This is a genomic window from Halovivax asiaticus JCM 14624 (genome assembly GCF_000337515.1).
GTDB lineage: Archaea > Halobacteriota > Halobacteria > Halobacteriales > Natrialbaceae > Halovivax > Halovivax asiaticus.
This window is the reverse complement of record NZ_AOIQ01000014.1, coordinates 1-23,885: the sequence shown is the minus strand read 5'-3', so window position 1 is coordinate 23,885 and position 23,885 is coordinate 1. Positions and strand designations below refer to the sequence as shown.

The 23,885-nt window shown below is 66.6% G+C and carries 20 protein-coding genes; 10 read left to right on the top strand and 10 right to left on the bottom strand.

Going from position 1 to position 23,885, the window contains the following annotated elements:
* Nucleotides 1-142 precede the first annotated feature (142 nt).
* From C479_RS07655 to C479_RS07645, 3 genes are all read left to right on the top strand, one after another.
* The gene (locus C479_RS07655) at nucleotides 143-577 is read left to right on the top strand and encodes a DUF3054 domain-containing protein (RefSeq protein ID WP_241430173.1); all 435 of its coding nucleotides are present in this window, start codon (nucleotides 143-145) and stop codon (nucleotides 575-577) included.
* 60 nt (nucleotides 578-637) lie between these two features.
* The gene (locus C479_RS07650; RefSeq protein WP_007700410.1) at nucleotides 638-3,289 is read left to right on the top strand and encodes a heavy metal translocating P-type ATPase; all 2,652 of its coding nucleotides are present in this window, start codon (nucleotides 638-640) and stop codon (nucleotides 3,287-3,289) included.
* Between the two features lie 102 nt (nucleotides 3,290-3,391).
* Complete coding sequence (locus tag C479_RS07645; RefSeq protein WP_007700408.1) at nucleotides 3,392-4,264, top strand: arylamine N-acetyltransferase family protein; 873 nt, start codon at nucleotides 3,392-3,394, stop codon at nucleotides 4,262-4,264.
* Between the two features lie 26 nt (nucleotides 4,265-4,290).
* Here C479_RS07645 and C479_RS07640 read toward each other — a convergent pair whose 3' ends face one another.
* From C479_RS07640 to C479_RS07615, 7 genes are all read right to left on the bottom strand, one after another.
* Nucleotides 4,291-5,013 (bottom strand): hypothetical protein, encoded by a 723-nt coding sequence (locus C479_RS07640; protein WP_007700407.1) that lies wholly within the window; start codon nucleotides 5,011-5,013, stop codon nucleotides 4,291-4,293.
* Nucleotides 5,014-5,041: 28 nt separating this feature from the next.
* Nucleotides 5,042-6,787: a cytochrome c oxidase subunit I gene (locus tag C479_RS07635; protein ID WP_007700404.1), complete on the bottom strand. Its 1,746-nt coding sequence runs from the start codon at nucleotides 6,785-6,787 to the stop codon at nucleotides 5,042-5,044.
* 1 nt (nucleotide 6,788) lies between these two features.
* Nucleotides 6,789-7,334: a hypothetical protein gene (locus C479_RS07630; RefSeq protein WP_007700401.1), complete on the bottom strand. Its 546-nt coding sequence runs from the start codon at nucleotides 7,332-7,334 to the stop codon at nucleotides 6,789-6,791.
* Between the two features lie 4 nt (nucleotides 7,335-7,338).
* A complete protein-coding gene (locus C479_RS16500; protein ID WP_007700399.1) occupies nucleotides 7,339-7,488 on the bottom strand; it encodes a hypothetical protein in 150 nt (49 codons plus the stop codon).
* Nucleotides 7,489-7,689: 201 nt separating this feature from the next.
* Entirely contained in the window at nucleotides 7,690-9,183 is a 1,494-nt protein-coding gene (gene cyoE, locus C479_RS07625) for a heme o synthase (RefSeq protein ID WP_007700396.1), read from the bottom strand.
* The gene (locus C479_RS07620) at nucleotides 9,176-9,475 is read right to left on the bottom strand and encodes a DUF2249 domain-containing protein (RefSeq protein ID WP_007700393.1); all 300 of its coding nucleotides are present in this window, start codon (nucleotides 9,473-9,475) and stop codon (nucleotides 9,176-9,178) included. The genes cyoE and C479_RS07620 overlap by 8 nt, the downstream gene beginning before the upstream one ends.
* 145 nt (nucleotides 9,476-9,620) lie before the next feature.
* Nucleotides 9,621-9,854, bottom strand: a complete 234-nt coding sequence (locus C479_RS07615) for a DUF2249 domain-containing protein (protein WP_007700391.1) — start codon at nucleotides 9,852-9,854, stop codon at nucleotides 9,621-9,623.
* A 145-nt stretch (nucleotides 9,855-9,999) separates the two neighbouring features.
* Here C479_RS07615 and C479_RS07610 point away from each other — a divergent pair, with 145 nt between their 5' ends.
* Nucleotides 10,000-10,674: a helix-turn-helix domain-containing protein gene (locus C479_RS07610; protein WP_007700389.1), complete on the top strand. Its 675-nt coding sequence runs from the start codon at nucleotides 10,000-10,002 to the stop codon at nucleotides 10,672-10,674.
* A gap of 90 nt (nucleotides 10,675-10,764) precedes the next feature.
* Here C479_RS07610 and C479_RS07605 read toward each other — a convergent pair whose 3' ends face one another.
* Entirely contained in the window at nucleotides 10,765-11,499 is a 735-nt protein-coding gene (locus C479_RS07605) for a helix-turn-helix domain-containing protein (RefSeq protein WP_049907160.1), read from the bottom strand.
* A gap of 247 nt (nucleotides 11,500-11,746) precedes the next feature.
* Between C479_RS07605 and C479_RS07600 the strand changes: the two genes are divergently transcribed.
* From C479_RS07600 to C479_RS07590, 3 genes are all read left to right on the top strand, one after another.
* Nucleotides 11,747-13,036, top strand: coding sequence for an MFS transporter (locus tag C479_RS07600; RefSeq protein ID WP_007700385.1), 1,290 nt, complete (start codon nucleotides 11,747-11,749; stop codon nucleotides 13,034-13,036).
* A gap of 144 nt (nucleotides 13,037-13,180) precedes the next feature.
* Nucleotides 13,181-13,837 carry a trimeric intracellular cation channel family protein gene (locus tag C479_RS07595; protein ID WP_007700382.1) on the top strand — a complete coding sequence of 219 codons (657 nt, stop codon included), beginning with the start codon at nucleotides 13,181-13,183 and terminating at the stop codon, nucleotides 13,835-13,837.
* Between the two features lie 117 nt (nucleotides 13,838-13,954).
* Nucleotides 13,955-15,298, top strand: coding sequence for a sodium-dependent transporter (locus C479_RS07590; RefSeq protein WP_007700379.1), 1,344 nt, complete (start codon nucleotides 13,955-13,957; stop codon nucleotides 15,296-15,298).
* A gap of 104 nt (nucleotides 15,299-15,402) precedes the next feature.
* Here the strand turns inward: C479_RS07590 and C479_RS07585 are convergent, their stop codons facing one another.
* Both C479_RS07585 and C479_RS07580 read right to left on the bottom strand, forming a co-directional pair.
* Nucleotides 15,403-15,744: a cupin domain-containing protein gene (locus C479_RS07585; protein ID WP_007700377.1), complete on the bottom strand. Its 342-nt coding sequence runs from the start codon at nucleotides 15,742-15,744 to the stop codon at nucleotides 15,403-15,405.
* An 81-nt stretch (nucleotides 15,745-15,825) separates the two neighbouring features.
* Complete coding sequence (locus tag C479_RS07580; RefSeq protein ID WP_007700375.1) at nucleotides 15,826-17,133, bottom strand: hypothetical protein; 1,308 nt, start codon at nucleotides 17,131-17,133, stop codon at nucleotides 15,826-15,828.
* A 362-nt stretch (nucleotides 17,134-17,495) separates the two neighbouring features.
* Here C479_RS07580 and C479_RS07575 point away from each other — a divergent pair, with 362 nt between their 5' ends.
* From C479_RS07575 to C479_RS07565, 3 genes are all read left to right on the top strand, one after another.
* Entirely contained in the window at nucleotides 17,496-18,239 is a 744-nt protein-coding gene (locus C479_RS07575) for a DNA polymerase sliding clamp (protein WP_007700373.1), read from the top strand.
* A gap of 269 nt (nucleotides 18,240-18,508) precedes the next feature.
* On the top strand, nucleotides 18,509-22,411 hold the full coding sequence (locus tag C479_RS07570) for a S8 family serine peptidase (RefSeq protein WP_083893851.1): 3,903 nt from the start codon (nucleotides 18,509-18,511) through the stop codon (nucleotides 22,409-22,411).
* A 66-nt stretch (nucleotides 22,412-22,477) separates the two neighbouring features.
* Nucleotides 22,478-23,885, top strand: a 1,408-nt coding sequence (locus C479_RS07565) for a CARDB domain-containing protein (protein WP_007700361.1), incomplete at its 3' end; no start/stop codon positions are given.

The window sequence follows — 23,885 nt, the reverse complement described above, 5'->3', positions numbered from 1 at the left end:
CGGGAGTAGTTCTGTGTCGGTCCCACCCCTCGATCCGGACGACGGCCGGGAGACTCCGTGCGACGGGATCGGCCCGACCGGGGCCGCAGGCCGACACTCCCTCGAACCACCTATGTCCGAGTCACACGCGCACGTTCGTCGGTTGGCACGCACCGTCCCACGCTCGCCCGTGTTGCCGGTCCTCGACCTCGTCGTCATCACAACGTTCATCGGGTACGGGCTCACCAGGCACGGGCTGGATCCCTGGGCGTTTCCGACCTACACCGTCAAAGCGGTGACGCCGTTCGCGATCGGCTGGCTGCTCGTCGCGCCGCTTCTCGGCGCCTACAGCGAGCGCACGCTCGGTTCGTTCGCCTGGACGGCCGTCGTCGTCGCTGGCGCCTGGGTCGTCGCCTCGCTCCTCGGTGGCGCGATCCGATCGACGTCGCTCTTTCCGGGCGGTGCAACGCCGATCTTCCTGGTGGTCATCGTGGGATTCGGGCTGGCGTTCGTCCTGGGGTGGCGACTCGTAGTGACTGCCGCTCACCGGCGATGGCGAGGACAGCCCCGTTCTCCAGTTGGGAGCCGGGCTGACTAGCGTGGCGGTCAACCATGTTCGGGACCACGGCTACCCCTGGGTAGGTTGTATCGTCCGCCAATGAGCGACTGTTCGCTCTGTGAACTCCCGACGCCCGATCCCCCGGTGATCGATCCGGACGTCGATGGGACCTTCTGCTGTCGCGGCTGTCTCGAGGTGAGTCGGACGCTGGACGACACCGACAGCGTCGATCGTGGCGACGTTCGTGCTCGCGTCGAGGCGGCCCGGGCGGATTCCGTCGGCGATACGGCTCGGGAGGATGCCGCCGGCGAGGCGGCCTCTCCGGCGGCTGGCACGGACGCCGTCCCGACCGGGTTCGAAACGGCCTTCCTCGCGGTCGATGGGATGCACTGTGCGACCTGCGAAGGGTTCGTCTCGCTGCTAGGCGAGCGCGAACCGGCCGTCCACACCGTCGAAGCGAGCTACGCGACCGATACCGCGCGCGTGATCTACGATCCGGATCGGCTCGATCGCGACGAACTCCCGGCGGTTCTCTCGGGTTACGGTTACGAGACCCGACTGCGCGACGGGGCGGGCCGCGACGCGCGTGCCGACGAGGCGCTGGTCCAGCGGCTGCTCGTCGGTGGGTTCCTCTCGATGCTCGTCATGCCCTGGTACGTCTTCTACCTCTACCCGAGTTACGTGGGGATCGAGACTGGCGTGCTCTCGACCGGTGCCGGATCGGCCGCCGGGAGTTCCGTCCCGCTGGCGCTCCTCGGGGTGTTCTCCGGGGGCGTACTGTGCTACACCGGCTATCCGGTGCTCAGGGGTGCCTACGTCAGCCTGCGGGTCGGCCGGCCGAACATGGACCTGCTGATCGCCATCGCTGCAGGGTCAGCGTACGTCTACAGCACGATCGCGCTCGTCTTCGGGCGGACGCACCTCTACTACGACGTGACCGTCGCCGTGATCATGGTCGTCTCGCTGGGGGGGTACTACGAGGGACGGATCAAGCGCCGGGCGACGGGGCTGCTCGCGGACGTGACGAGCGCCGGCGTGCGAGCGGCGACCCGGCGGACCGCCGACGGCGAGACCGAGACCGTCTCCGTCGATCATCTCGAACCCGGTGAGGCGGTCGTCGTCCGTCCCGGCGAACGGGTGCCGGTCGACGGAACCGTTCGGGAGGGGACGGCCGCCGTCGACGAGTCGGTCGTGACCGGCGAATCGATGCCGACCACGAAGCGACCCGGCGACGCGGTCGTCGGCGGGGCGATCGTGACCGACAGCGCGCTCGTCTGCGCGGTCGGCGACGACGCCGAGAGCACGCTCGATCGGATCGCCTCTCTCATGTGGGAGATCCAGAGCGAGACGCCCGGGATCCAGCGGTTCGCCGATCGCCTCGCCGCCGTCTTCGTCCCGCTCGTGCTCGCCACCGCCGTCGCCGTCACCGGCTGGCGGGTCGCGAGGGGCGTTCCGGCGGACACCGCCGTCCTGACTGGGTTGACGGTCCTCGTCGTCTCCTGTCCGTGCGCGATGGGGCTGGCGACGCCGCTGGCCGTCGCTTCCGGGCTTCGGGACGCCCTGGAACGGGGGATCGTCGTGGCGAACGCGACGTTGTTCGAATCGGCGCCGGCCGTCGAGACGGTCGTCTTCGACAAGACCGGGACCGTGACGACGGGCGAGATGACCGTCCGCACGGTTGCCGGCGAGGAGGCGGCGATCGACCGCGCCGCGGCCGTCGAACGCTACTCGACCCACCCGGTCGCCGACGCGATCGTCGCCCGTGCGGCCGCGGGTGCAGACCACGACGAGCTGGCGGGGCCCACAAACGCCGTCGCGCCCGATGGCGGGGCGGAGCGTGGCGGCGGGACCGTTTCGGACGGCGACCCCGTTACGGCGGCTGGGTCGACAGCCCTGTCCGAAGAGAGCGGCCACGACGCCGAGAACGGCGGTCACGCCACGGAGACTACCGCGCTGGACGCCCGGGACTTCGAACGCCATCCCGGTGAGGGCGTCAGCGCCGTCGTTTGTGGTCTCGACGAGCGCGGGGCGGGGACCGACGGCGTCGACGAGCGGCCCACTGACGGTGACCGCGTGGTCGTCGGAACGCCGACACTCGTCGAGCGGATGGTCGGCCCGATTCCGGCCGACCTCGGTGACGCGATCGACGTCGCCCGGGAACGCGGCCGACTGCCGGTGGTGATCGGCTACGCCGGCCGGGCGCGAGCGGTCGCGGTCGTCGGCGATCGGCCCCGGCGCTCGTGGCGAGCCGTCCTCGAGTCCGTCGCCGACCGCGAGGTCGTCGTCCTGACGGGCGACGACGAGTCGGCGACGACGGAACTCCGCGAGCATCCTGCCGTCGATCGCGTCTTCGCCGGCGTCCCGCCGGAGGGGAAAGTCGCGACGGTCCGTCGCCTCTCCGCGGCGGGTGTGACGGCGATGGTCGGCGACGGGACGAACGACGCCCCTGCGCTCGTAGCGGCGGACGTCGGCATCGCACTCGGTACCGGGACCGCCCGCGCGACCGACGCCGCCGACGCGATCCTCGCCGACGGCGACCTTGCAACCGCCCCGGCCGTCTTCGAACTGGCCGAGGGAACCCGGCGGCGAATCCGTGAGAACGTCCGCTGGGCGCTGCTGTACAACGCCGTCGCGATCCCGCTGGCCGCCGCGGGCCTCATCAACCCGCTCTTCGCCGCGCTCGCGATGGCGGGGAGCAGCGCGATCGTCGTCGTGAACTCCTCGCGGCCGGTGCTGAGGGACGGGGAGTAGGGCCGTTCGGCGGCACGTCCCGGCTCGTCGTCTCACTTTGTGAACGTAACCCAAGTTCGGCGAGCCACTAAGGGGCGGGAGTGGGACGGTTCGCGTAGGACAATGTCGTCGCCCAGCGTCGCCCGGTACCTCGACAGAATCGGCCTCGACCCCGACCGATCGCCCGAGCACGACCGGGCCGGCCTCGAACGTTTGCAGCGGGCGCACGTCACCTCGATTCCGTTCGAGACGCTGGCCGTCACCGGCGACCCGTTCGATCGGTTCGAGGGTGCTGGCGTCTCTGTGGCAATCGACGACCTCTCCGAGAAGATCGTCGAGCGCGGACGGGGCGGCTTCTGTTACGAACTCAACGAGCTCTTCGCGCGGCTGCTCGACGCCCTCGGATTCGACGTCACGGGGGTCGCCGCGCGGATGGTCGGCGGCTCCGGGATCCCCGCTGCTCACCGGAGTACGCTCGTCTCCCTCGAATCGAGCGAGTACGTCGTCGACGTCGGGATGGGGACGCCGACGATGCGGCGGCCGACGCCCCTCCCCGACGAGGGCGGTGAGCGGACCGACTCGGGGTCGAGCGACCGCCCGGTCACGGCAGCTGGGCCGCCACAGGTCGACACCGTGGGCGTTCACTGGCGCGCCGTCGCCGTCGATCGTCCCGACGCGACGTACCTGACCCAGTACCGGGAACCGGGTGACGACGACTGGTCGGACCGCTATCTTTTCGACACGACGCCCCGTGAGCCACGCTACTTCGGCGCGACGCGCGAGTACCTCGTGACGGCGCCGGAGTCGCCGTTTACCGGTGAGCCGGTCGCCTCGATCGCGACGGATCGCGGCCACGTCAAACTCCGCCCGGACGCACTGATCCGGACGGCGGGTCGCGAGCGCTACGAGCGCACGATCACGAGCGGCGAGTGGGACGCCCTGCTCGGGAGCGAGTTCGGCATCGACGTCGAGCGACTGGTGAACCGGCGGTCCTGATCGTCGATCCTTCTGGTCGTGGTGTCCTAGCCGTTCGAGACCGAAGCCGCGTACTTCCGATACCGCCGCAGCGTCTCCCCGTCTTCGTCCTGAAGCTCGACGACGAACTCCTTCTGGCCGACGACCTCCTCCAGGTCGTCCTCGCGGATCGTGAACTCGTAGGGCGGGTCCTCGACACGCTCGAGTTCGGCATCACCGCTGGTCACCACGACGCGCTCGATTCCGGTCGGGTCGGAGAGCTCGCAGCTGATCTCCTCACCGATGCCCTCGCACGTCAGGTCGGGATCGACGTCGGGGCTCGAGTCGCCCGACAGCGCGCTCTGGAAGTCGAGCACCATCGGCGAGATCGGCGCCGCCGTCAGGAGCAGGACGATCGTCAGGAAGATCGAGAGGTTGAGCTTCGAGCCGTGGCGTGCGATCACCCGCCGGACGCCGCCGTCGGCGGTTCGGCGCAGCCGGATCACCGACGGGACGATGACGGCGTGGGTCAGCGGCCCCCAGAGAATGAGGACGAACCCGTACGCGCGGAGGACGTAGAGGACGCCCCAGTCGATGCCGTACGAGAGGACGAGGCTGCTCGCCGACCAGCAGAAAAAGCCGAAGAAGAGCAGGCCGACGCTCTTCAAGAGGCGCCAGATCGGCGTGTTCGCGTAGTAGATGGAAAGTAGGTCCCGCCACGCTCGACCCAGGCTCCGCTTCAGGACCGTGATCGGCGATGCAGTCGCGTCGGCGTCGGTGGATGGAGTCATGTGGGGAAATCGATCGAAGTGGAACTGATCAGGCGCCGATAGCCCAGAGCTGGGTGAGCAGGTACCAGTTGAGCAGGTACGTGATCACGAACGCGGCCAGGAAGACGAGACAGAGGACGAACGTCCCGCGCATCTCGTAGGCGTGGACGGGATCGTCGGGGTCCTCGGCCAGCGCTAACCCGCCGTCGGCAACGAGGTCGGAGACGTTGGATTCGTCGTCGATCCGCTTACCGAACAGCAGCGAGCCGACGGCGAGCAGGATGAACAGAACGCCGGCGGCGATCGCGAGCAGCGCGAAGATCCCGAAGATGGCGAACAGCGGACTCGCCGCCGCAAGGTCGAACTCGGTGCCCTGGATGTTGCTCACGACTTCGACGGTCCGGCGCGGGACGCCGTAGAGGATGCCGACGTACATCATCATGAGGACGGCGACGCCCATCGCGCCCGCGTAGAGATACGGCTGGATCGCTGCGAGACGGGTCGAGAGCCACTGGCGTCTGAACATCGTCCGGATCAGGAAGAAGAGGAGGCCCATGAACGCGACCGTGGTGCCGAGGACGACCGTCGCGTGGAAGTGTCCCACCGTCGCGAACGTGTTGTGCCAGGTCATGTTGAGCTGCAACTGCCCCATCATGACACCGGTGATCCCGCCGAGGAAGCCAAAGAGGATGATCGAGAAGATCGTCGACGAGAAGACTGGGTTACCCCAGGGAGCGGAGGTGAGCCAGCCGAAGAGGCCGCCGCCCTTGCCGCGCTTGCGACGACCGGCCTCGATGCCCGCCGGAATCGCGAAGGCGTGGATCAGGCTGGCGAACGTCGCGCCGTAGAACGCGTAGGAGGTGTTCCAGATGCGCCACCCGGTCGAGACTGCGGGGTCCGACAGCAGGTGGTGGGCCGCCCCGAGGTTGATGAAGAAGAGATAGAGGATGAAGGCCGTCCGCGAGACCTTCTCGCTGACGACTTCCGCGCCGGCGACGACGTGGGTGAGGAAGTACCAGACCGTGATCATCGCCACGAGGTTGATCTGCTGGGTGCCGTGGCCGATGATCCAGTACATCTGCCGGTACCAGGCGGCGTCGACCCACTCGATGATCTCTAAGCGCCAGAGCATCGCCGGCGCGAACGCGACGAGCCCGCCGACGAGCGCCTCGACGGCGATGATCGAGGTGACGAACGCGGCGAACGCGACGAGCGGAAGCGTCTTTCCGGGATGCTCGCGCTTCTCGCGCCACATCGCGACGAAGAACGGTAGCGCCGCGATCACGGTGCCGACGATGAAGAGACAGGCCGCCGCGTAGAACCACGGCGAGACCGGCATCGGGACGTACGCGGTCAGTAACGGGGCCTCGTTGGGCGCCGACGTCGTCCAGATGGTGTAGTTGACGGCGACCGCACCGGCGACCATCGTGAGCCAGCCCGCCGTCGCCACCTTCGTCCACGGCAGTCTGCGACCCAGCACCATCGGCCCGCCGACGTAGAGGATCGCTACCTCCATGAACACCATCCAGAAGATGAGCAGGTTCCAGGCGTGCATACTCAGGTGCGTGTAAAAGGCGTCGGGCCCGAGGAGACCGATCGCCTCCCACCTGGTTGTCGCGACGGTGAACGCGAAGATGCCGCCAACGAGGAGGGCGACGACCGCCGTCAGCCCGAACAGCTTCACGTGGTTCTCGACGGTGCGGTGGATCCGGAGCCCGGTCACCGAACACGTCCGGAAGCCTTCGTCGTCGTACTCGTTGTCGAACAGGCCGAGGACGTCGTATCTGTGCGCCATCTTAGCTTCCCTCCGTCACGATGATCGTGCCGTGCATCGTCCGGTGGCCCTGCCCGCAGAACTCGTTGCAGATGATGTGGTAGGTGCCCGGCTCGTCGAAGGTCATCGGGACGACCCACTCGTAGCCCGGCAACACCTGCAGGTTGATCTGCTTGCTGAGCGCGTCCTCCGGTCGCAACGAGAAGCCGTGCTGGACGTCCATCGAGTTCAGGTGGATGTCGTACTCGGTGCCGGCCTCGAGGACGACCGGCGCGCCGTCCCAGTAGAACCGCATCGCCTGGATGTAGACGTCCGTCCCCGGCGGGACGAGCCCCTCGTCGGTCTCCGTCGCCGCATCCTTGTAGGCCGACAATTTCTCGCGAAACGCCTCGGACTCGATACGGTAGGTCTCGCCGATGGGGTTTTGCTCACCGGCGGTGGTCCAGACGCTCATCCAGCCGAAGAGGATCACCGACCAGACGGCGCCCAGCCCCAGCCAGATAGACTCGCGTCGATTCACCGGTTGACTCCACCAGTCGCCTTCGGGTGGTTTGAGTGGTGACGTCATCGAATCACCCCGTGGGAATCGAGAAGACGTCTGCCCAGCCCCAGCCAACGTACGAAATCGCGAAGAACAGGAGTGCTGCGGCCGCGAGCAGCCAGATTCGGTCGTAGAGACGTTGCATCACGGGGACGGTGTCGGTCGTATCGTCGGGAGCCATAGTGCAATCGTCCGACGATCCTCACGGTACGTGCATAGCCCCTGTCCCGCACATATTCCGTAGTCGCGCCCCGTAACCGCCAAATTGTGGGGTTTTATCCGTCACGGTCGACGTGGACCGTCGCTGGTGTCGATGTGCCACGATTCGCCGAACGGCGACTCGCTCGGTTGTGACGGGAAGTTGCCGTCTCCGGAACCGAGCCTAGGCGAACACGAGCGTCTCGACGACGATGGCGACGAGTATCGCGCCGAGGTAGTAGTTCGAGACGTAGAACGATCGGAGCGTGCGCTCGTCGGTGGGGTGGCGGTACTGCCGGAGCACCGACCGGAGAAAGACCCCGCCGAGTGCGATCGACGTCACCGTGTAGAGCCAGCCGAGCCCGGCCACCCAGCCGAGTGCGCTCGCCGCGAGCAGCGTCGCGCCGAGGTAGAGTGTGAGCTGTCGTCGAGCGGCGGCGACCCCTTCCACGACGGGGTACATCGGGAAGCCCCCACGCGCGTAGTCGTCACGGAACGCGATTGCAAGGTTGTAGAAGTGCGCGGGCGTCCACAGGAAGATCACCGCGGCGAGGCCGATCGCCGGCCACCCGATGTCGCCGGTGACGGCAGCCCACCCGATGACTGCCGGGAGCGCACCCGCGCCACCGCCGAGGACCGTGTTCCACGCCGTGTTCGGCTTCAGTACCACGGTGTAGAGAACGGCGTAGTAGCCGATGGCTGCGAGCGTCAGCGCCGCCGCGAGGACGTTCGTCCACGTCACGAGGACGGCCATCGAGGCGACGACGAGCGCAATGGCGAACGCCAGCGCGTTCCCGACCGGGACCAGCTCGTGGACCAGCGGCCGGTCGTTCGTCCGGTTCATCTTCCGATCGCGATCGCGCTCGTAGACGTGGTTGAACGTTCCGCTCGCGCCGATGGCGAGGACGCCGCCCGCGAGCGTGGCGAGGACGGTCGTCGCGGAAAGCGTCGCGCCGGTCAGCGTAGCCAGTCCCATCCCGGCGATGGCGACGAGACAGAGTAGCCACATCAGTCGCGGCTTCGTCAGCGTCAGGTACGCACCCGCGAGGCGGCGCAGTCCGGAGCGCCCGTCGGTCGGTGTGTCGCCTTCGGCGTCCGGGTCGGCGCCCGCATCGACCGACGGTTCCTCCACTGGCTGGTCGACGTCCGTATCGACTGCCGTCTCCAGCTCAACTGGGTCGATGTTGGACGCCCGATCACGCCTCGAAGCTGACGCCGCGTCGAGCGTCCAGACGAGCGCGACGAGGAGCGTCGCGAAGATTCCCATCGCGAGTACGAGGTGGACATCGTTCGCCAGCGACGGTCCGCCGACGACGATGACGGCGCCGAGGCCCACCTGTACCGGAAATGCGACGACTGCTGCGTAGACGGCCACGCGGATACGCCGACCGAGTCTCGCCCGTCGAACTGCCAGTCCGGACGCGGCGACAAGCAGGCCGGTCACCAGCGCCGCCGCCCGGTGGGCCCAGAAGAGAAACTGCTCGCCCGAGAGGGGTCCGAGCGTCGGATCCGTTCCACAACTCGGCCAGGTCGAACACGTGGTCCCGCCCCCGGCGGAGACGGCCGTCCCGAGGGCCACGAGGGCGTACGCCGCGATCGTCGTGACCGCGAGCAACGTGGCGACTCGAAAGCGCCCGTTGCCCTGGGGATCGCGCTCGGTGAGTGGACCGTTACGCATCGCGCCAAATCAGCGTCACGACGTCGTCTTCGCGCTCGACCGACTCGTACGCGTAGCCACGCTCGTCGAGTTTCGGGAGGAGAAATTGCGGGACGCGGTCGTTTCGCTGGACGAGGACGACATCGTCGTCCAGCTCGGGCAGCCGTTCGAGCGTCTTCGCGAGCGGATTTGGCGGCCCCATCGACCGCACGTCCAGGTGGTCACGCGGCCGATCCGCCGGTGCGTCGGTCCGGTCGAACACGCCCTCGATCGAGTACATGCTCGTCTGTCGGGTCGCCAGCCGTGTGTGCATCTCCCCGAACGAGTTCGGGCGGGGCAGGATCCGTCGCAGCTTCGGTCGTCTCGCTCGCTCTCGCTGCTCTAAGACTGATCACTCGCCCCTCACGGCTCCCTACGGTCGCCGTTCGCCGTCCGAGACCTTCGCTCGCTACGCTCGCTCAGGTCTCGCGCTTCGGAAACGTCGCTCTGAACTCCGCATCGTCGACCTGTTCGACCTCGTAGCCGTCGGCGTCGAACGTCTCGACTTCGGCCTGGAACTCGTAGAACAGCGGTTTGGGTTCGTGGTCGTTGACGATCGTGAGGCTCTCACCGGCGGCCAGGTCCTCGAACGCGTCGTGAATCTTCGGGTGGCGCTCCATCGGCGGCACGTCGCGGACGTCCAGTTCTGTCATGCGAGTTGATCTCTGTCCTCGGTCCCTATCGGGGTTCGGCCGAACTGGTTCGGCACGTTGCCGACGCGAGCGATGCCAGCCACGGGTACCTGTGCGAATATATTCGGGCCAACACCTTTTGGCATCTCCTCCCGAACGTGTTCGTATGGCACATGCGACGCTTTCGGTGACGCTGCCCAGGCGTGTCTGGATCGCACAGATCTCTCGCGACCATCCGGAGGCGACGTTTCGCGTCCTCGCCGGCGTTCCAGGGAAAGAAACCGGCTTCGCGCTGGTGAACATTACCGGCCCCGACGTCGAGTCGGTGGCCGAGTCGATGGCTGGCCACGACCAGATCACGGAACTGACGCCCGCGCAGGTGAGCGAGGGTGAACTCACCGTTCACTTCGAGACGACCGCCCCGCTTCTGCTCTTTTCCTCGAAGGAGTCGGGGATGCCGCTCGAACCGCCGATCGTCATCCGCGACGGCGAGGCGGAGGTCGACGTGACCGGCTCGCGAACTCGACTCTCGGAACTGGCCGACCAGCTCGAAGCGTTCGGCTTCACCTACCGCGTCGAGCACGTCCGCGAGCGCTTGCACGACAGCCAGCTCCTCTCCGAGCGCCAGCGCGAGGTCCTCGTCGCCGCCGTCGAGGAGGGCTACTACGACACGCCTCGCTGTTGTACCCTCACGGAACTCGCAGAACGACTCGACATCGCGAAATCGACCTGCAGTGAGACGCTCCACCGGGCCGAAGAGACGGTCATCAAGCGCTTCGTCGCCGACCTGCCGACGGAGGACGAAGACGGCGAACTGGCCGCTGCGCTCGCCGAATCGTAGCCGGGTATCGACGTGGGCGGCCCGCTCCGACTCGTCGAGAACGCCGAGACGACGCTCGTTCGGATCGTTCTCCCGGAAACTGCCGGCGGGCTAGTCGGCGGCTCGTTCGGCCCGTCGGGAGCGGTCGACGCCCAGCGGGTTATCCGTCGCCGTCGCCGTGACGAGGCGCAAGAACTGCCCCGCGTTCGTGAGCAGCTTGTTCTCGGCCTTTCGGAGGTGCTCTTCGTACGTCGAGCGAGCGACGGCCGTCCTGTCAGCTAACTCCCGGAGGGAGGTCCCTCGCGGCTGTTCGTAGTAGCCGCTCTCCAGCGCGAACTGGAGCGCCGCGAGTTGGCGGTCCGTGAGGTCCTCGAACAGGTGGCTCGCCGGGGCCAGCATGCTGTGGGGGATCTGCGTCTCCGAAATCGAGGTCTTCGAGAGGAGTTCGATCTCTCTGTCGCTGCGCAAATCGCCAAGCAGCGCCCGAACGTCTTCGCTATCGAAGGCGACCAGCGTGTAGTGTTCCCAGCCCTGGCGATAGATCGTCGGCGACTGGTACAGGCAGTTGTGCGCCTCGAACCGGTCGACGATGGACTCCTCGAGCGAGCAGAGACACGACTGCGTGACGACGTGATAGCCGTCGTCGTCCGCGGATTCGTGCAGCACGGTTCCGAGTTGGTCGATCTCGTCGAGTAGCGCGTCGGTCGGCGTTCCCTCCGCGGTGAGTTCGAGCACCTGGCAGTCGGAAAGCGGCCACTCGCGGATCGTCAGGTCCGGGTGCCGTTCGGAAATCGCCCGATACGGACACTCGTGTTTGACCCGGATCGAGGCTTCGTACAGGCTCATACGAACCACTTCGGACTGTACAGCCGTAACGGTGCCGGTCATGTCCGGCAGTGCCCATATGCGAATCTCCCTGTTATTCTGGTATATCGATGCACGCGCTTTCGCCAGTCACACGTCGTACTCGCAATCGAACGCGATCGCAGCCGAACCGGAGCGGGGACAGACGGAACCGACGAACACCCTGGTTCGACAGTCTCCCTGGAAGCGCCGTCGATGACCGCCACCGTCGAGGCTGCGGCACCGATCGATGAGTGACACAGCCGACCTCAGACAGGGAATCCGCGAGCACCTCGGACAGTTCTCGCTACACGTCCTGCTGGTGTTCGCGACCGGATTGACCATCGGATCCGAACGCACGGTCGTCCCCATTCTGGGCGAGGACGTCCTCGGCGTCGAGTCGTTTCTCGTTATCGGTTCGTTCGTCGTCTCGTTCGGGATTGTGAAGTCGATCCTCAACCTCTACGCTGGCAAATGGGGTGAGGAGTACGGCCGCAAGCCAGTTCTCGTCGCCGGGTGGGCGACGGCGCTCCCGTTGCCGCTCATTCTCATCTTCGCCCCCAGCTGGGGCTGGATCACGGTCGGGAACATCCTGCTGGGTATCAACCAGGCGTTGACGTGGAGTATGGCGATCAACGCGAAGATCGATCTCGCAGGACCCGAGCAGCGCGGCCTTGCGGTGGGCATCGACGAGTCGTTCGGATACACTGGTGTCGCTGTCGGTGCCTGGCTCACTGGCGTCATCGCTGGGCAGTGGAGTCTCCGTCCCGAGCCGTTCTACTTCCTCGCAGTCGTCGTCGTGCTGGCATTCCTCATTTCGATCTTCCTGATCAAAGAGACCGTCCAGTACGCCCAGGCCGAAGGTGACGACGATCACCACGACGCGAACCTCCCCTTCAACGAGGTGGTGAAGCGAGCGACCTACGGTGACCGAACCCTGTTCGCTGCGGCTCAGGCTGGCCACATCGAGAACTTCGTGGACACGCTGTTCTGGATCGCCGTGCCGCTGTACCTGACGAGCGAGGGACTCCCGATCGCCGCCGTCGGGGTCGTCGTCGGCGTTCACAGCGCGATGTACTTCTTCCAGATCGCGACCGGCGGACTCGCGGACCGCATCGGCCGGCGCCCGCCGGTTATCTGGGGCATGTTCCTCGCAGGCGGGGGCGTCCTCGGGATGGTGCTCGTCGAGGGCTACCTCCCGTGGGCCGTTCTGGCTGCCGCCTCCGGGCTGGGTATGGCGCTCCTGTATCCTAATCTGATGACCGTCCCCAGCGATGCGGCCCACCCGTCGTGGCGCTCGGCCGGCATGGGCGTCTACCGGATGTGGCGCGATTCCGGCTACGCCGTCGGCGCGATCCTGATCGGGCTCTCGATGGAGTTCGTGAACGCCGAAGCCGCATTCTACATGACTGCGATTCTGATGTTCGTCTCCGGCGGTATCGTCTACCTCTGGATGGAGGAGACTCACCCCGACTTCGGCACGCACGAGCCGCCGGCACCCGCGAGCGACCAGGTGACCGGGTCGGTTTCGCAGGACTAAGGCGACGGATCGTTCGTCCGGGGCCCACTCGGCGCAGCTCGACGGATGGCTGGCCCTTCGACTCGATCGGCGCAGTTGCCCGGATGGCGGCAACACGCCGCTCGGACGGTGCACTCAAGAGACGACCGTCCGTAGCGAGCGACAGTGAGTCAGGCCCTCGTCACCGTCCTGTTCGGCGATCCGTTCGCCGTCATGAACACGATCGGGCTGGTCGCGTTCGCCTTCGTCGGCGCGTCGAAGGCCATCCGCGAGGAATTCGATCTGTTCGGCATCACGATCGTCGGGCTGACGATGGCGTTCGCCGGCGGTGCGACGCGGGACCTCTTCGTGATGCGGGTACCCCTCGCGCTCCAGTCGCCGGTCGAGATCGCCCTCGGCGTCCTGGGAGTCGGACTGGCGATCGGCCTAAGCGTCGTCCTCGCCTCGCCGGAGACCCACCCGATCACGCTCGTCGCGGACGCGATCGGCCTCGCTGCCTTCGCGACCACCGGCGCCATCGTCGCGACCGGAGCAGGCGTGTCGGCGTTCGGCGTCGTCGCGATCGCGACGATCAACGCGGCCGGCGGCGGGGCCGCCGCGGATATCCTCCTCGACCGCGCGCCGTTCATCCTCTTCGAGGACTTCTACGCGAGCTGTGCGGTCCTCGGCGGGACAGCGTACCTGCTCGCCGGGGGCCTTGGGCTCGCCGACGGGACCGCCGCCGGGGCCTGTGCGGCCGTCACCGTCGGGACGCGACTCGTCGCCGTGACGTACGACTGGCACCTGCCGTCGGTGCAGGAACTGGGGCTGTTCGAGCGGTGAGTGGGTATCCGACCAATCCACGGCGATCGAAGCCGACACGGCCTCGATCACGATTCCGGCAACGGGCGTCGCGGGCGTGTGATTTTTACCCCCTGTCTGGGTACGGCGTGGTATATCATGGCAGAACGTGAAACGTGGGCCACCAGGCTGGGATTCATTCTGGCGGCCGTGGGAAGCGCAGTCGGACTGGGGAACCTCTGGCAGTTCCCGTTCAAGACATCGGCGGAGGGCGGCGCGGCGTTCGTCTTCGTCTACCTCATCGCCGCGTTCCTCATCGGTCTCCCCGCCATCATCGGCGAGTTCGTCGTCGGACGGCGGGCGAACATCAACGCCATCGAGGCGTTCGACCGGCTGAAACACCCGGCGTGGACCGTCGTTGGCGTGATCGGGCTCTTGACGGGGCTGTGGATCCTCTCGTACTACAGCGTCGTCGGCGGCTGGGTCATCCGCTTCATCGTCGACAGCGCGACGGGCGCCTACTTCACGGATCCCGGCGGCCACTTCGGCAAGGTCTCGGCGGGCTGGGCGGCCATCGCGTTCCACGCCGCCTTCATGGGTGCCACCGCCGTTATCGTGGCGTTCGGCGTCGAGAAGGGTATCGAGAGGGCGACCAAACTGATGGTCCCCTCCATCCTCGTGATGCTCGTCGGCCTCGCAATCTACGCGTTCACCCTGGACGGCTCCGGGCCGGCGTACGGCTACTACCTCTCACCGGACTTCGACTACCTGGCGAACAACTTCGGAAGCATCGTTCCGTTCGCCGTCAGCCAGGCGTTCTTCTCGCTGTCGCTGGGGATGGGGGCGATGATCACCTACGCCTCCTACCTCGGCGACGACGACAGCCTCCCGGCCGACGGGAGTCTCATCGTCGTGTTGAACACCGCGGTCGGCCTGCTCGCGGGCCTCGTCGTCATCCCGCTGCTGTTCGTGCAGTTCGGTGGCGTTCCAAGCGATGCTGCGGGTGGCGGTCCGAATGCACTGTTCGTCAGTGTCGCACAGGTGTTCGCGGACCTCGCCCTCGCTGGCCGGGTGCTCGGCGTCGCGTTCTTCGGCGTCGTGCTCATCGCTGCACTCTCCTCGGCGATCAGTCTGCTGGAGGTCGCCACCTCCTACGTCGTCGACAACTACGGCTATAACCGTCCGGGCACCGCGTTCGGCTTCGCCGGCGCCATCTTCGGACTCGGGACGCTGTCGGCGTGGAACACCGACTGGCTCGGCTGGTTCGACGCGCTCGCCTACAGCGTCTTGCTCCCAGTCTCGGTCCTGCTGGTCGTGATCTTCGTCGGCTGGGTGTACGGCCCGGAGGCCGTCGACGAGATCAAAAAGGGTACCGACAGCGGCGGGACGTTCGCGACGGCCTGGCTGTGGTCCATCCGGACCTACGTGCTCGCCGGCGTGTTCGTCACGCTGTACCTCGGCGTCACCGACATCTACGCGGCGCCCCCGATTCCGTTCCTCTAGCCGTCGATATTGTTCCTCTGGGCGTCGAGAACCGTTCTCCTGGGTGGTCCGTCGGGGACGTCACACCGATCGGAGTCCGCGACGATTCGCTGTTCCTCTCTCCGTTACGCCTCCCGCTTCGCCAGCACGAGTAGCGCGGTACTGTCCTCCAACGCCTCCGGCGAGACGTCCTGGTTGCCGTCGAAGCGGACGACGTCGCCGGCGCGAATCTCGTGTTCGTCCTCGCCCAGCGTCACCGAGAGCGCTCCCTCGACGAGGTGGAGGACGATCCGCCTGTCGGGATGCTGGTGGGCCGGGACCGAGTCGCCGGCGTCGAGCGAGAGTCGGACCGTCATCGGTTCCTCCTCGAAGCAGTGTGCGTGGGGCTGTCCGTCGAGTTCGTCGAGCGTGACGCGTTCCGTCGGTGCGACCGGGCGACTGTCAGTGGAGCCGTCTTGAGTCGTCATGGTCGTAATTCGGTGGCGGTCGGTATATGTGATGGGCCGACTACGTTCGGTTTTGCCTCGCCGCTCGCCCGGGTGCCGCCCTCACCGCCGCTGTTCGAAGATCGACAGGACGACCCACGCGTACCCGAGCGACCCGACGACGGCGAGTCCGGCGCCCACGGTCCGGACGAGCGCGGGATCGAGCACGATTGCGGGGGACGAGGGATCGATCGTGCCCAGCCCGACGCCGACCGCCTCGATGGCGAACCCGGCCGCGAGGGCCGCGATGACGACCGTCGCGCCGCGGTCCCCGACGCCGGGTGCCTCGCCGATCGCGGGCGGGTAGAACTGAAAGCTGACCCCGACGATCGTGAGGCCCAGGAAGCCGCCGAGGGCGAGTCGGTAGTGGGCGGCCGCGAGCGTCGGGTCGAGGCCGTGGACGCCCATCCCCCACCCGAGCGCCACGACGACGAGCCCGAAGGCGGCGCCCGCCGCGATTGCGGGAAAGCCCACGCGCCGGCGATCGCTGGTGACGATAAGTTCGAGGACCACGGCGGCGTAAGCGCCGATCGCGACGGCGAGCAACGTCGCGCCGACGGTGAAGAGAGCGCCGCCGTAGAAGTCGACGGCGAGGAAGAACGGTGCGACGGCACCCGCCACCAGTGCCACGACGACCGGCGCCGTGCGCGGCGTGCCGACGAGAAAGCGCGGGAGGAGTCGGAAGCCGATCCCGAAGAGCAACAGCGTGGCCGCCCCGGCCGCGAAGACGTGCGAGGCTGCCGGACCGATCGGTACGAGGGTCACCGTGACGGGGTCCGACGAGAGCGCGCCGAGGTCGAGCACGAACGGATCGGGCCGAACGTCGAACGCATCAAGAACGGGGAGGAGGCTTCCCCAGATGAGGTAAAGCGCGACCAGCGGGACGACGGCGTTCGCCGCGCGGTCGACCCGGCGTCGGTGACGGTTCGCCCCCGCCGTTCCCGTCTCCGCGCCGGTGAGGTTGTCCCGAAGGCTCCAACCGAGACTGGCGACGAAGATGCCGACGCCGGCGAGCCAGGCGAGGGCGCCGACCGCGAACAACTGGGCCGTCGCGATGTCGAGTCGCGAGAGCGGGTCGGCCAGCGGATCGCCGGGTGCCAGCCGACCGGCGAACAGCCCGACGACGCCGACCACGGCGAGCGGAAGGTGGACCAGCGGTGCCCGCGGAAAGCGCAACTGCCGGTCGAAGTACGAGGGGACGAGCGCGTAGGCCTTCCCGAAGATCACGGCGAAGACGAAACCGTAGAGCCCGATGACGGTCGCGGCCGAGCGGCTGGTGCCGGCCAGGACGGCCGCGTTGAACGCGACGAACCAGCAGACGCCGACGGCGACGAAGGCTCGTGAGCCGCGGGTCGTGGAGCCGGCACTCACGGCCGCTCGCCACCACTTCTGTGAACTGTCGCCGGGCTAATTCGCCACCGAGACACCGGAGTCCGCGTCATCTCCGTATCCATTCGCAGCCCGCCCCGTTTAATCTACCCCCGAAATCGATCGGTTCGACTCGGCGCGGCGGCGACGCACTTCTGTTTGGACTGTGCCGACGGAAACTCCCTCTAGGCAGGATCATCGTGACAACGACGGCCGCAGATCGAACCGTCACGATGGGGCCCCGCTCCATCCCGGGTCGCGGCCAGATCGGTCCAAGTTACGGCGGGTGCCACGCGCTCGGCGGTGTCGAGGCGCCCGCGCGAGAACGCAGGGCTTTTTATGTGGACCCTCCGTATCCGACGCATATGTTCAAGGCCATCGTGAGTGCGGAAACGCTCTCGAGCGCGCTGGATTCGGTGAGCGTGCTGGTCGAGGAGTGCAAGATCCATCTCGAGGAGGACGGTCTCCGGATCCGGGCGGTCGATCCCGCCAACGTGGGGATGGTCGATCTCTCGCTCGACGCCGACGCGTTCGAGTCCTACGAGGCCGACGGCGGCCTCATCGGCGTCGACCTCTCCCGCCTCGAAGACATCGCCGGCATGGCCGAATCCGGCCAGCTCGTCCAGCTCGAACTCGACGAGGAGACCCGCAAGCTCCACGCCCAGATCGAGGGGCTCGAGTACACCCTCGCGCTGATCGATCCCGACTCCATCCGCCAGGAGCCGGACATCCCTGATCTCGACCTGCCCGCCCGCGTCGTCCTCGAAGGGAAAGACGTCAACCGCGCGGTCACCGCCGCCGACATGGTCTCCGACCACATCGCACTCGGCGTCGACGAGGCCGAGGAGTACTTCTACGTCGACGCGGAGGGCGACACCGACGACGTCCATCTGGAACTCACCGCCGACGACCTCATCGACCTCGAAGTCGGGTCCGCACACTCCCTGTTCAGCCTCGACTACCTGAAGGACATGAACAAGGCCATTCCCGCGGACGCGGAGGTCGCCGCCGACCTCGGCGAGGAGTTCCCCATCAAGATGTACTTCGGCTTCGCCGAGGGCCAGGGCCAGGTCACGTACATGCTCGCACCGCGCATCCAGAGCGACTGAGGCCACTTTCCCGCTGCGTCTCTCTCTCTCTCTCTCTCTCTTGCTACCGTTCCTTTCGTGACGCGCTCGAGTAGCCGCAGTTCCGAAATGCCGAACTGAGTCTCCGCTCTGCAGACCGACCGGCTACAGCGTTTCTTCTCCGACGATTTAAACGAGGGTGTAGTGGGTGGTATCATCGACACCCGTTATCTTCGATAATGGTGATTATAGGCACAACCAACTAGGAAAATATAAGTGATATACATACTCTCTCGTGACTGGATGTCACTATGACAGGTAGACTCACGATTTCGACTGCGTTCGTCGTTATCATGGCGCTCGCGATGGTCGTATCGCCGGTTGCCATGGCTGTGGGAGGGACGGCGGGCGCGAGTGAAGCGACGGAAACCGGGGTGGAAGCGGACGACCTCGACGCAGAAGATGTACAGACGCAAGATGCAGAGGACGTATCAATCGACTCGACGCTCGAACGCGAGGCGCGCGGTGGGGACACCGTCGAAGTCTTCGTTCGGATGGACGCCAAGCAATCGTCGTTCGCGTCGGCAACGACGGCAACGGCGGAAACGACGCAAGCGACACTCGAGCAGGAAGCTGCTCAGACGCAGGCCGCACTCGAGACGTACGCGGCCGACACGCCGGGCGTCGACATCCTGAACGAATTCTGGATCGCGAACGCGGCGCTGGTCGAAGTCGATACTTCGAGGGCCTCCATCGACGAACTGGCGACGATCGACGGGGTGATCCACCTCCACGAGAACTTCGAGGTGACGAGCGATAGCACCTCGACCGCCGAGTCTGCAGATGAGCTAACTCCCTCGGACGAGCGCGAGGCAGTATCGGCCGATCGCGAACCTGGGGAGCCCGGCGAGTACGAGTACACGTACGGCCTCGAACAGATCAACGTCCCGGAGGTATGGGATGGCTTGGACGTCACCGGACAGGGCGCGTCGGTTGCCGTGCTCGATACCGGTCTCGATGCGGACCATCCCGAATTCGAGGGCTTCGACGCGGAGAACAACTGGGCCCACTTCAACGAGACGGGCCACATTACCGGGGACCCGCCGACGGACGCGGATGGTCACGGAACGCACGTCGCCGGAACGGTCGCCGGCGGGAACGAGAGCGGCACCCACATCGGCGTCGCTCCCGACACGGAACTGTACGCCGGTGCCGTGATTCCCGACGGGTCCGGGGAGGCCGCGCAGGTGCTCGGTGGCATGCAGTGGGCGGTCGAACAGGACGTCGACGTGATGTCGATGAGCCTCGGGGCCGCAGGCCATCGAGACCTCTATCTCGAGACGATCGCGAACGCTCACGCGGACGGGACGATCCTGGTCGCGTCGGCGGGGAACGAACAGGAGGGAACGACCAGTTCACCGGGGAACGACCCGCTGAGCGTTTCGGTCGGCGCCTCGAACCCGAGCCTCGGCATCGCCAGTTTTTCGAGCGGCGAACTGGTCGATACGGCGACGGAGTACGGGTACTCTGCGGGGACGGACTGGCCGGAACAGTACATCCTTCCGGACGTTTCCGCGCCGGGCGTGAGCGTTCTAAGCGCGTATCCTGACGGCGAGTACGAGCACTTGCCGGGGACGAGCATGGCGGCGCCACACGTTTCCGGCGTCGTCGCGCTGATGGTCGCCGAAAATCCGGACCTGACGATCGACGAGATCAAGAACAGGCTCGTCGAGAGCGCGGAAAAGCCACCGGCGGAGATCGCTACTCCGGCCGCCGAGGCGCTCGACGGTCAGGACACGCGGTACGGACACGGAATCGTCGACGCGTACCACGCCGTTAGCTCGGTTTCGAACGACAGCGAATCGGTGACCGTCAGCGTCGTCGACGACGGCGGCGAGCCGATGCCGGACGTTCCCGTCGACGTGATCGGCGAGAGCGACGTGGCGATGTCGAGTTTCACCAATGCGAGCGGTGACGCCGAGTACGAACTCGCTCACGGCGAGTATACAGTCACGGCGACAGAATTCGGATACTCGACGCCCGATCGGACCGTGACGGTCGACGGTACCAGTGACACCGTCGAACTATCGCTCGAACCGAACGTCGACGCGACACTGCTTGCCGACCAACCGCACGTCGTCGGCGCGAACGAGACTCTCCAGATGGTCGACACCGAGGTCGTGAACCTCCAGAACTACACCGTCGACGTCACCGATTCGAGTATCGGTAGCGACGCGATCGAGGGCGTCACCGTCCTCAACACGACGGACCCGGCCGATCCGCAGGCCATCGCATCCGGCGAACTCGGGGAGACGCTGCACGTCGCGGACGAAGCGAACGTCACGGCGTACGACGGGTACCTCGGGGTCGCGATCGAAACCGGGGCGATAGCGGACGCGGACCCTGCTCTCGAACTGGAGCACACGTTCAACGGTACCGGGGAGGACGTCACGGTCACGACCGGTCCGAGCGAGACGCTCGCTGCGCCGGAGCCCGCCAACATCACGATGGACGCCGAACTCGACGATACCATCGAAGCCGGAGACGGCGTCGAACCGGCGGTAACGATCACGAACGAGGGTGATCAAACGGCCGACGTTCCGATCGACTATCTGATCGGCGGAGCGAGTCTCCGGCTCGACGTCGTCACGATCGAGGGCGGTGAGACGTACCAGTCCACCTACCCTGTCGTCGGTATTCACGCTGCCTTCGGTGCAGGGAACTTCAGCCAGGCGATCATGGCCGGAAGTGAGATGGAACAGAACACTCTTACCATCCAGGCGGCCGGTGACGTCACCGGAACGGTGACCAATGCCGAGGGCGAACCGATCGAAGGGGTGGAGATCCGGCTCGTGGATATCGACGCCGGTAAGAACATCGCCCAGCCGACCACTGACGAAAACGGCACGTTCCACGTCGACGTCGGCGATCGTGCGCCGACCGAGTGGTACATGACGGTCGAACATCCCCAGTACGGACTCGAAGAGGTCGGAACGCCGTTCGCCGGCGTCCCGTCGACCACCGACGGCTCCGAACAGGTGATCGACGTCGAGATGGCAGCCGGAGCGACGTACACGGTCCCTGTCGACGGCGGCCAACCGACACCGATTGGGTTCCCCGGTGACACCGAGGGGACGGTCGGTGACGTGCTTCCGGACGACACCGAAGGCGTCGTCTGGGCGTTCGACTCGGCGACCGACGAGTGGACGCGGGTCGCCGCCGACGACGACATCGAGCCGCTCGACGCGATGGTGGTGACGACCAACGACGACCAGGTCGCACAGATCGACTTCGAAGGCCCGGCCGGTGAGGTCGACACGCCGTCCCCCGGCGAGGCTCAGCTCGACGAGGGCTGGAACTTCATCGCGCCGTCGCAACATGCCGACGTGAGCGAGGTGTTCGACGGCTCTGCGGATCCATCGTCCTTCCTCGACGTCTACGACGACGCCGAGAGTCCGATGACGTTCGCGGAAGACATCGACAGACCGGCGTTCTCGCTCCCCGGTGAGACCGTCGAGAACGCGACTGTCAACCCGTTCTCGGGGTACTTCGTGTACGCGAACGACGACGGAACGATTCCGTCGTACGTCTACGACGGGGCGACCCAGTCGGAGACGAACGACATCCTGAACATCGACACGGAGACGATCGACGGCACCGTCGTCGGTGAGATCTCCGGCGAACCGATCGAAACGGCGACCGTCGGGCTCGACACGACGACGCTCGGGACGTTCACGAACACGAACGGCGAGTACGTCGTCGAAGAGGTTCCGGCCGGTACCGAACAGACCGTCTTCGCCGAGGCATCGGGCTACCAGACCGAGACCGTCACGGCTACCGCCGGCGACGAAGGCATCGAATTCTCGTTGCTGGAGACCACCTACTTCACCCACAACAGTTCGGACGTTCCGGACGCGGTCGGCCAGGGTGAGGAGTTCACCGTCACCGCAGAAATCGACAACGACGGTGCGGAATCCGGCGACGCGGAGATCCAGCTCCGGATCGGGCAGAACGTCACTGCCGACGAGGGTACCATCCTGCAGGACGACGAGACGTTCGTCGTCGACGTGGTCGAACAGGAGATCGGCGCCAACGAAACGGGCACGGTCGAACTGACCGAGGAGATCCGATCGTTCCACCCGACCGGTGAGCAGAACGTCGCGATCGTTACGGACGACGAAATCGCCGAAGTCGGCACGATCACGATCGAATAACCGATTTCCCTGTCGTCTTCACTACACTCTATCATCATGATACAGATTACGACGGAGGTTGACCGCATGAGCACGGCTCGCAGCCGCTGGCTCGCGATCGTCCTCGTGACGACCGTGCTACTCTCGGCCGTTGCCATCGGGGCCGCGCCCGCACTCGCGGACGACCACGAACCGCCGGAGGTACCGGCGGCATACTACGGCGACGTGACGATTGCCGGCGAGCCGGCACCCGAGGGAACGCTCGTGACGGCGGTCGTCGGTGGTGAAGAGCGCGGCTCGATCGTCGTCGAGGAACCGGGCCAATTCGGCGGTCCGACGTACGACGACGAGAAGCTCGAGGTACCGGGGTCAGCGGACGATTCCGGCGAACCGGTTACGTTCCTCGTCAACGGCGAGGAGGTCGAACCGGCATCGACCGTGCAGTGGGAATCCGGCGCCCACGAGGAGGTGTCGCTGGACGCCGGATCGGACGTCGCCGAGCGCGATTACGACGTCTCGATCGACGAGGCCGCATCGACGACCGTGATCCGGCCCGGGGACAACGCCACGATCGAAGCCGTCGTCGAGAACACCGGCGACGCGGCCGGCCCGACGGAACTCGAGTTCGTGATCGACGGCGGTCCGTTCGAGAACGCCGTCGTCGACAAGCAGGCTGTCGAGGTCGAACCCGGCGACTCGAAGGCCGTCACGTTCGCCATCCAACTCGAGGAGGAGGGCGACTACGACGCCACGGTGGACCTGGTCCACTTCGGCAGCGCCAGTACGACGATCACCCTGGACGAGGACGCCGCTCCGGCGCCGGGGCCCGGCCTGCCACCAGCCCCGCCGGACCCGGGTGACGCGAACATCCAGGTGACGGATGCCGACCTGAGCGGCGACCAGATCGGCGTCGGTGGTGCGGTCGACATCACCGCGACGCTCGAGAACCTGGGTGGGGCCAGCGGACTCCACGCCGTCTCGCTGACCGTCGACGGGGAGACGGTCGCAAGCGACGCCATCTCGCTGGATGCGGGCGAAGAACAATCGCTCACGGTCACGCAGTCGTTCGACGAACCCGGCGAGTACGCGATCGCCGTCGACGGGGTCGCGGCGGGAACGGTGACCGTCGGCTCTGTCGACGTGTCGGTCGCCGATGCCAGCCTCGACGAGACCGATCTCGACCCCGGCGAGACGGCTGAAGTGACCGGGACGGTCGAGAACGCGGGCACTATTGCCGGTAACGCGACCGTCGAACTGCTGATCGACGGCGAGGCCGTCGACAGACAGTCCGTCAGCGTCGGTGCAGGAGCGTCTACGGACGTGACGTTCACGCACAGCTTCGACGCAGAGGGGACGTTCGATGTCGCGCTCAACGACGCGAACGCGGGGACCGTGACCGTTTCCGGGCCCGACGATGACGGTATGCTGCCGACCCCGGGCTTCACCCCAACGATTACACTGGTTGCGTTACTTGCGGTGGTTGCTCTCGGTCGCA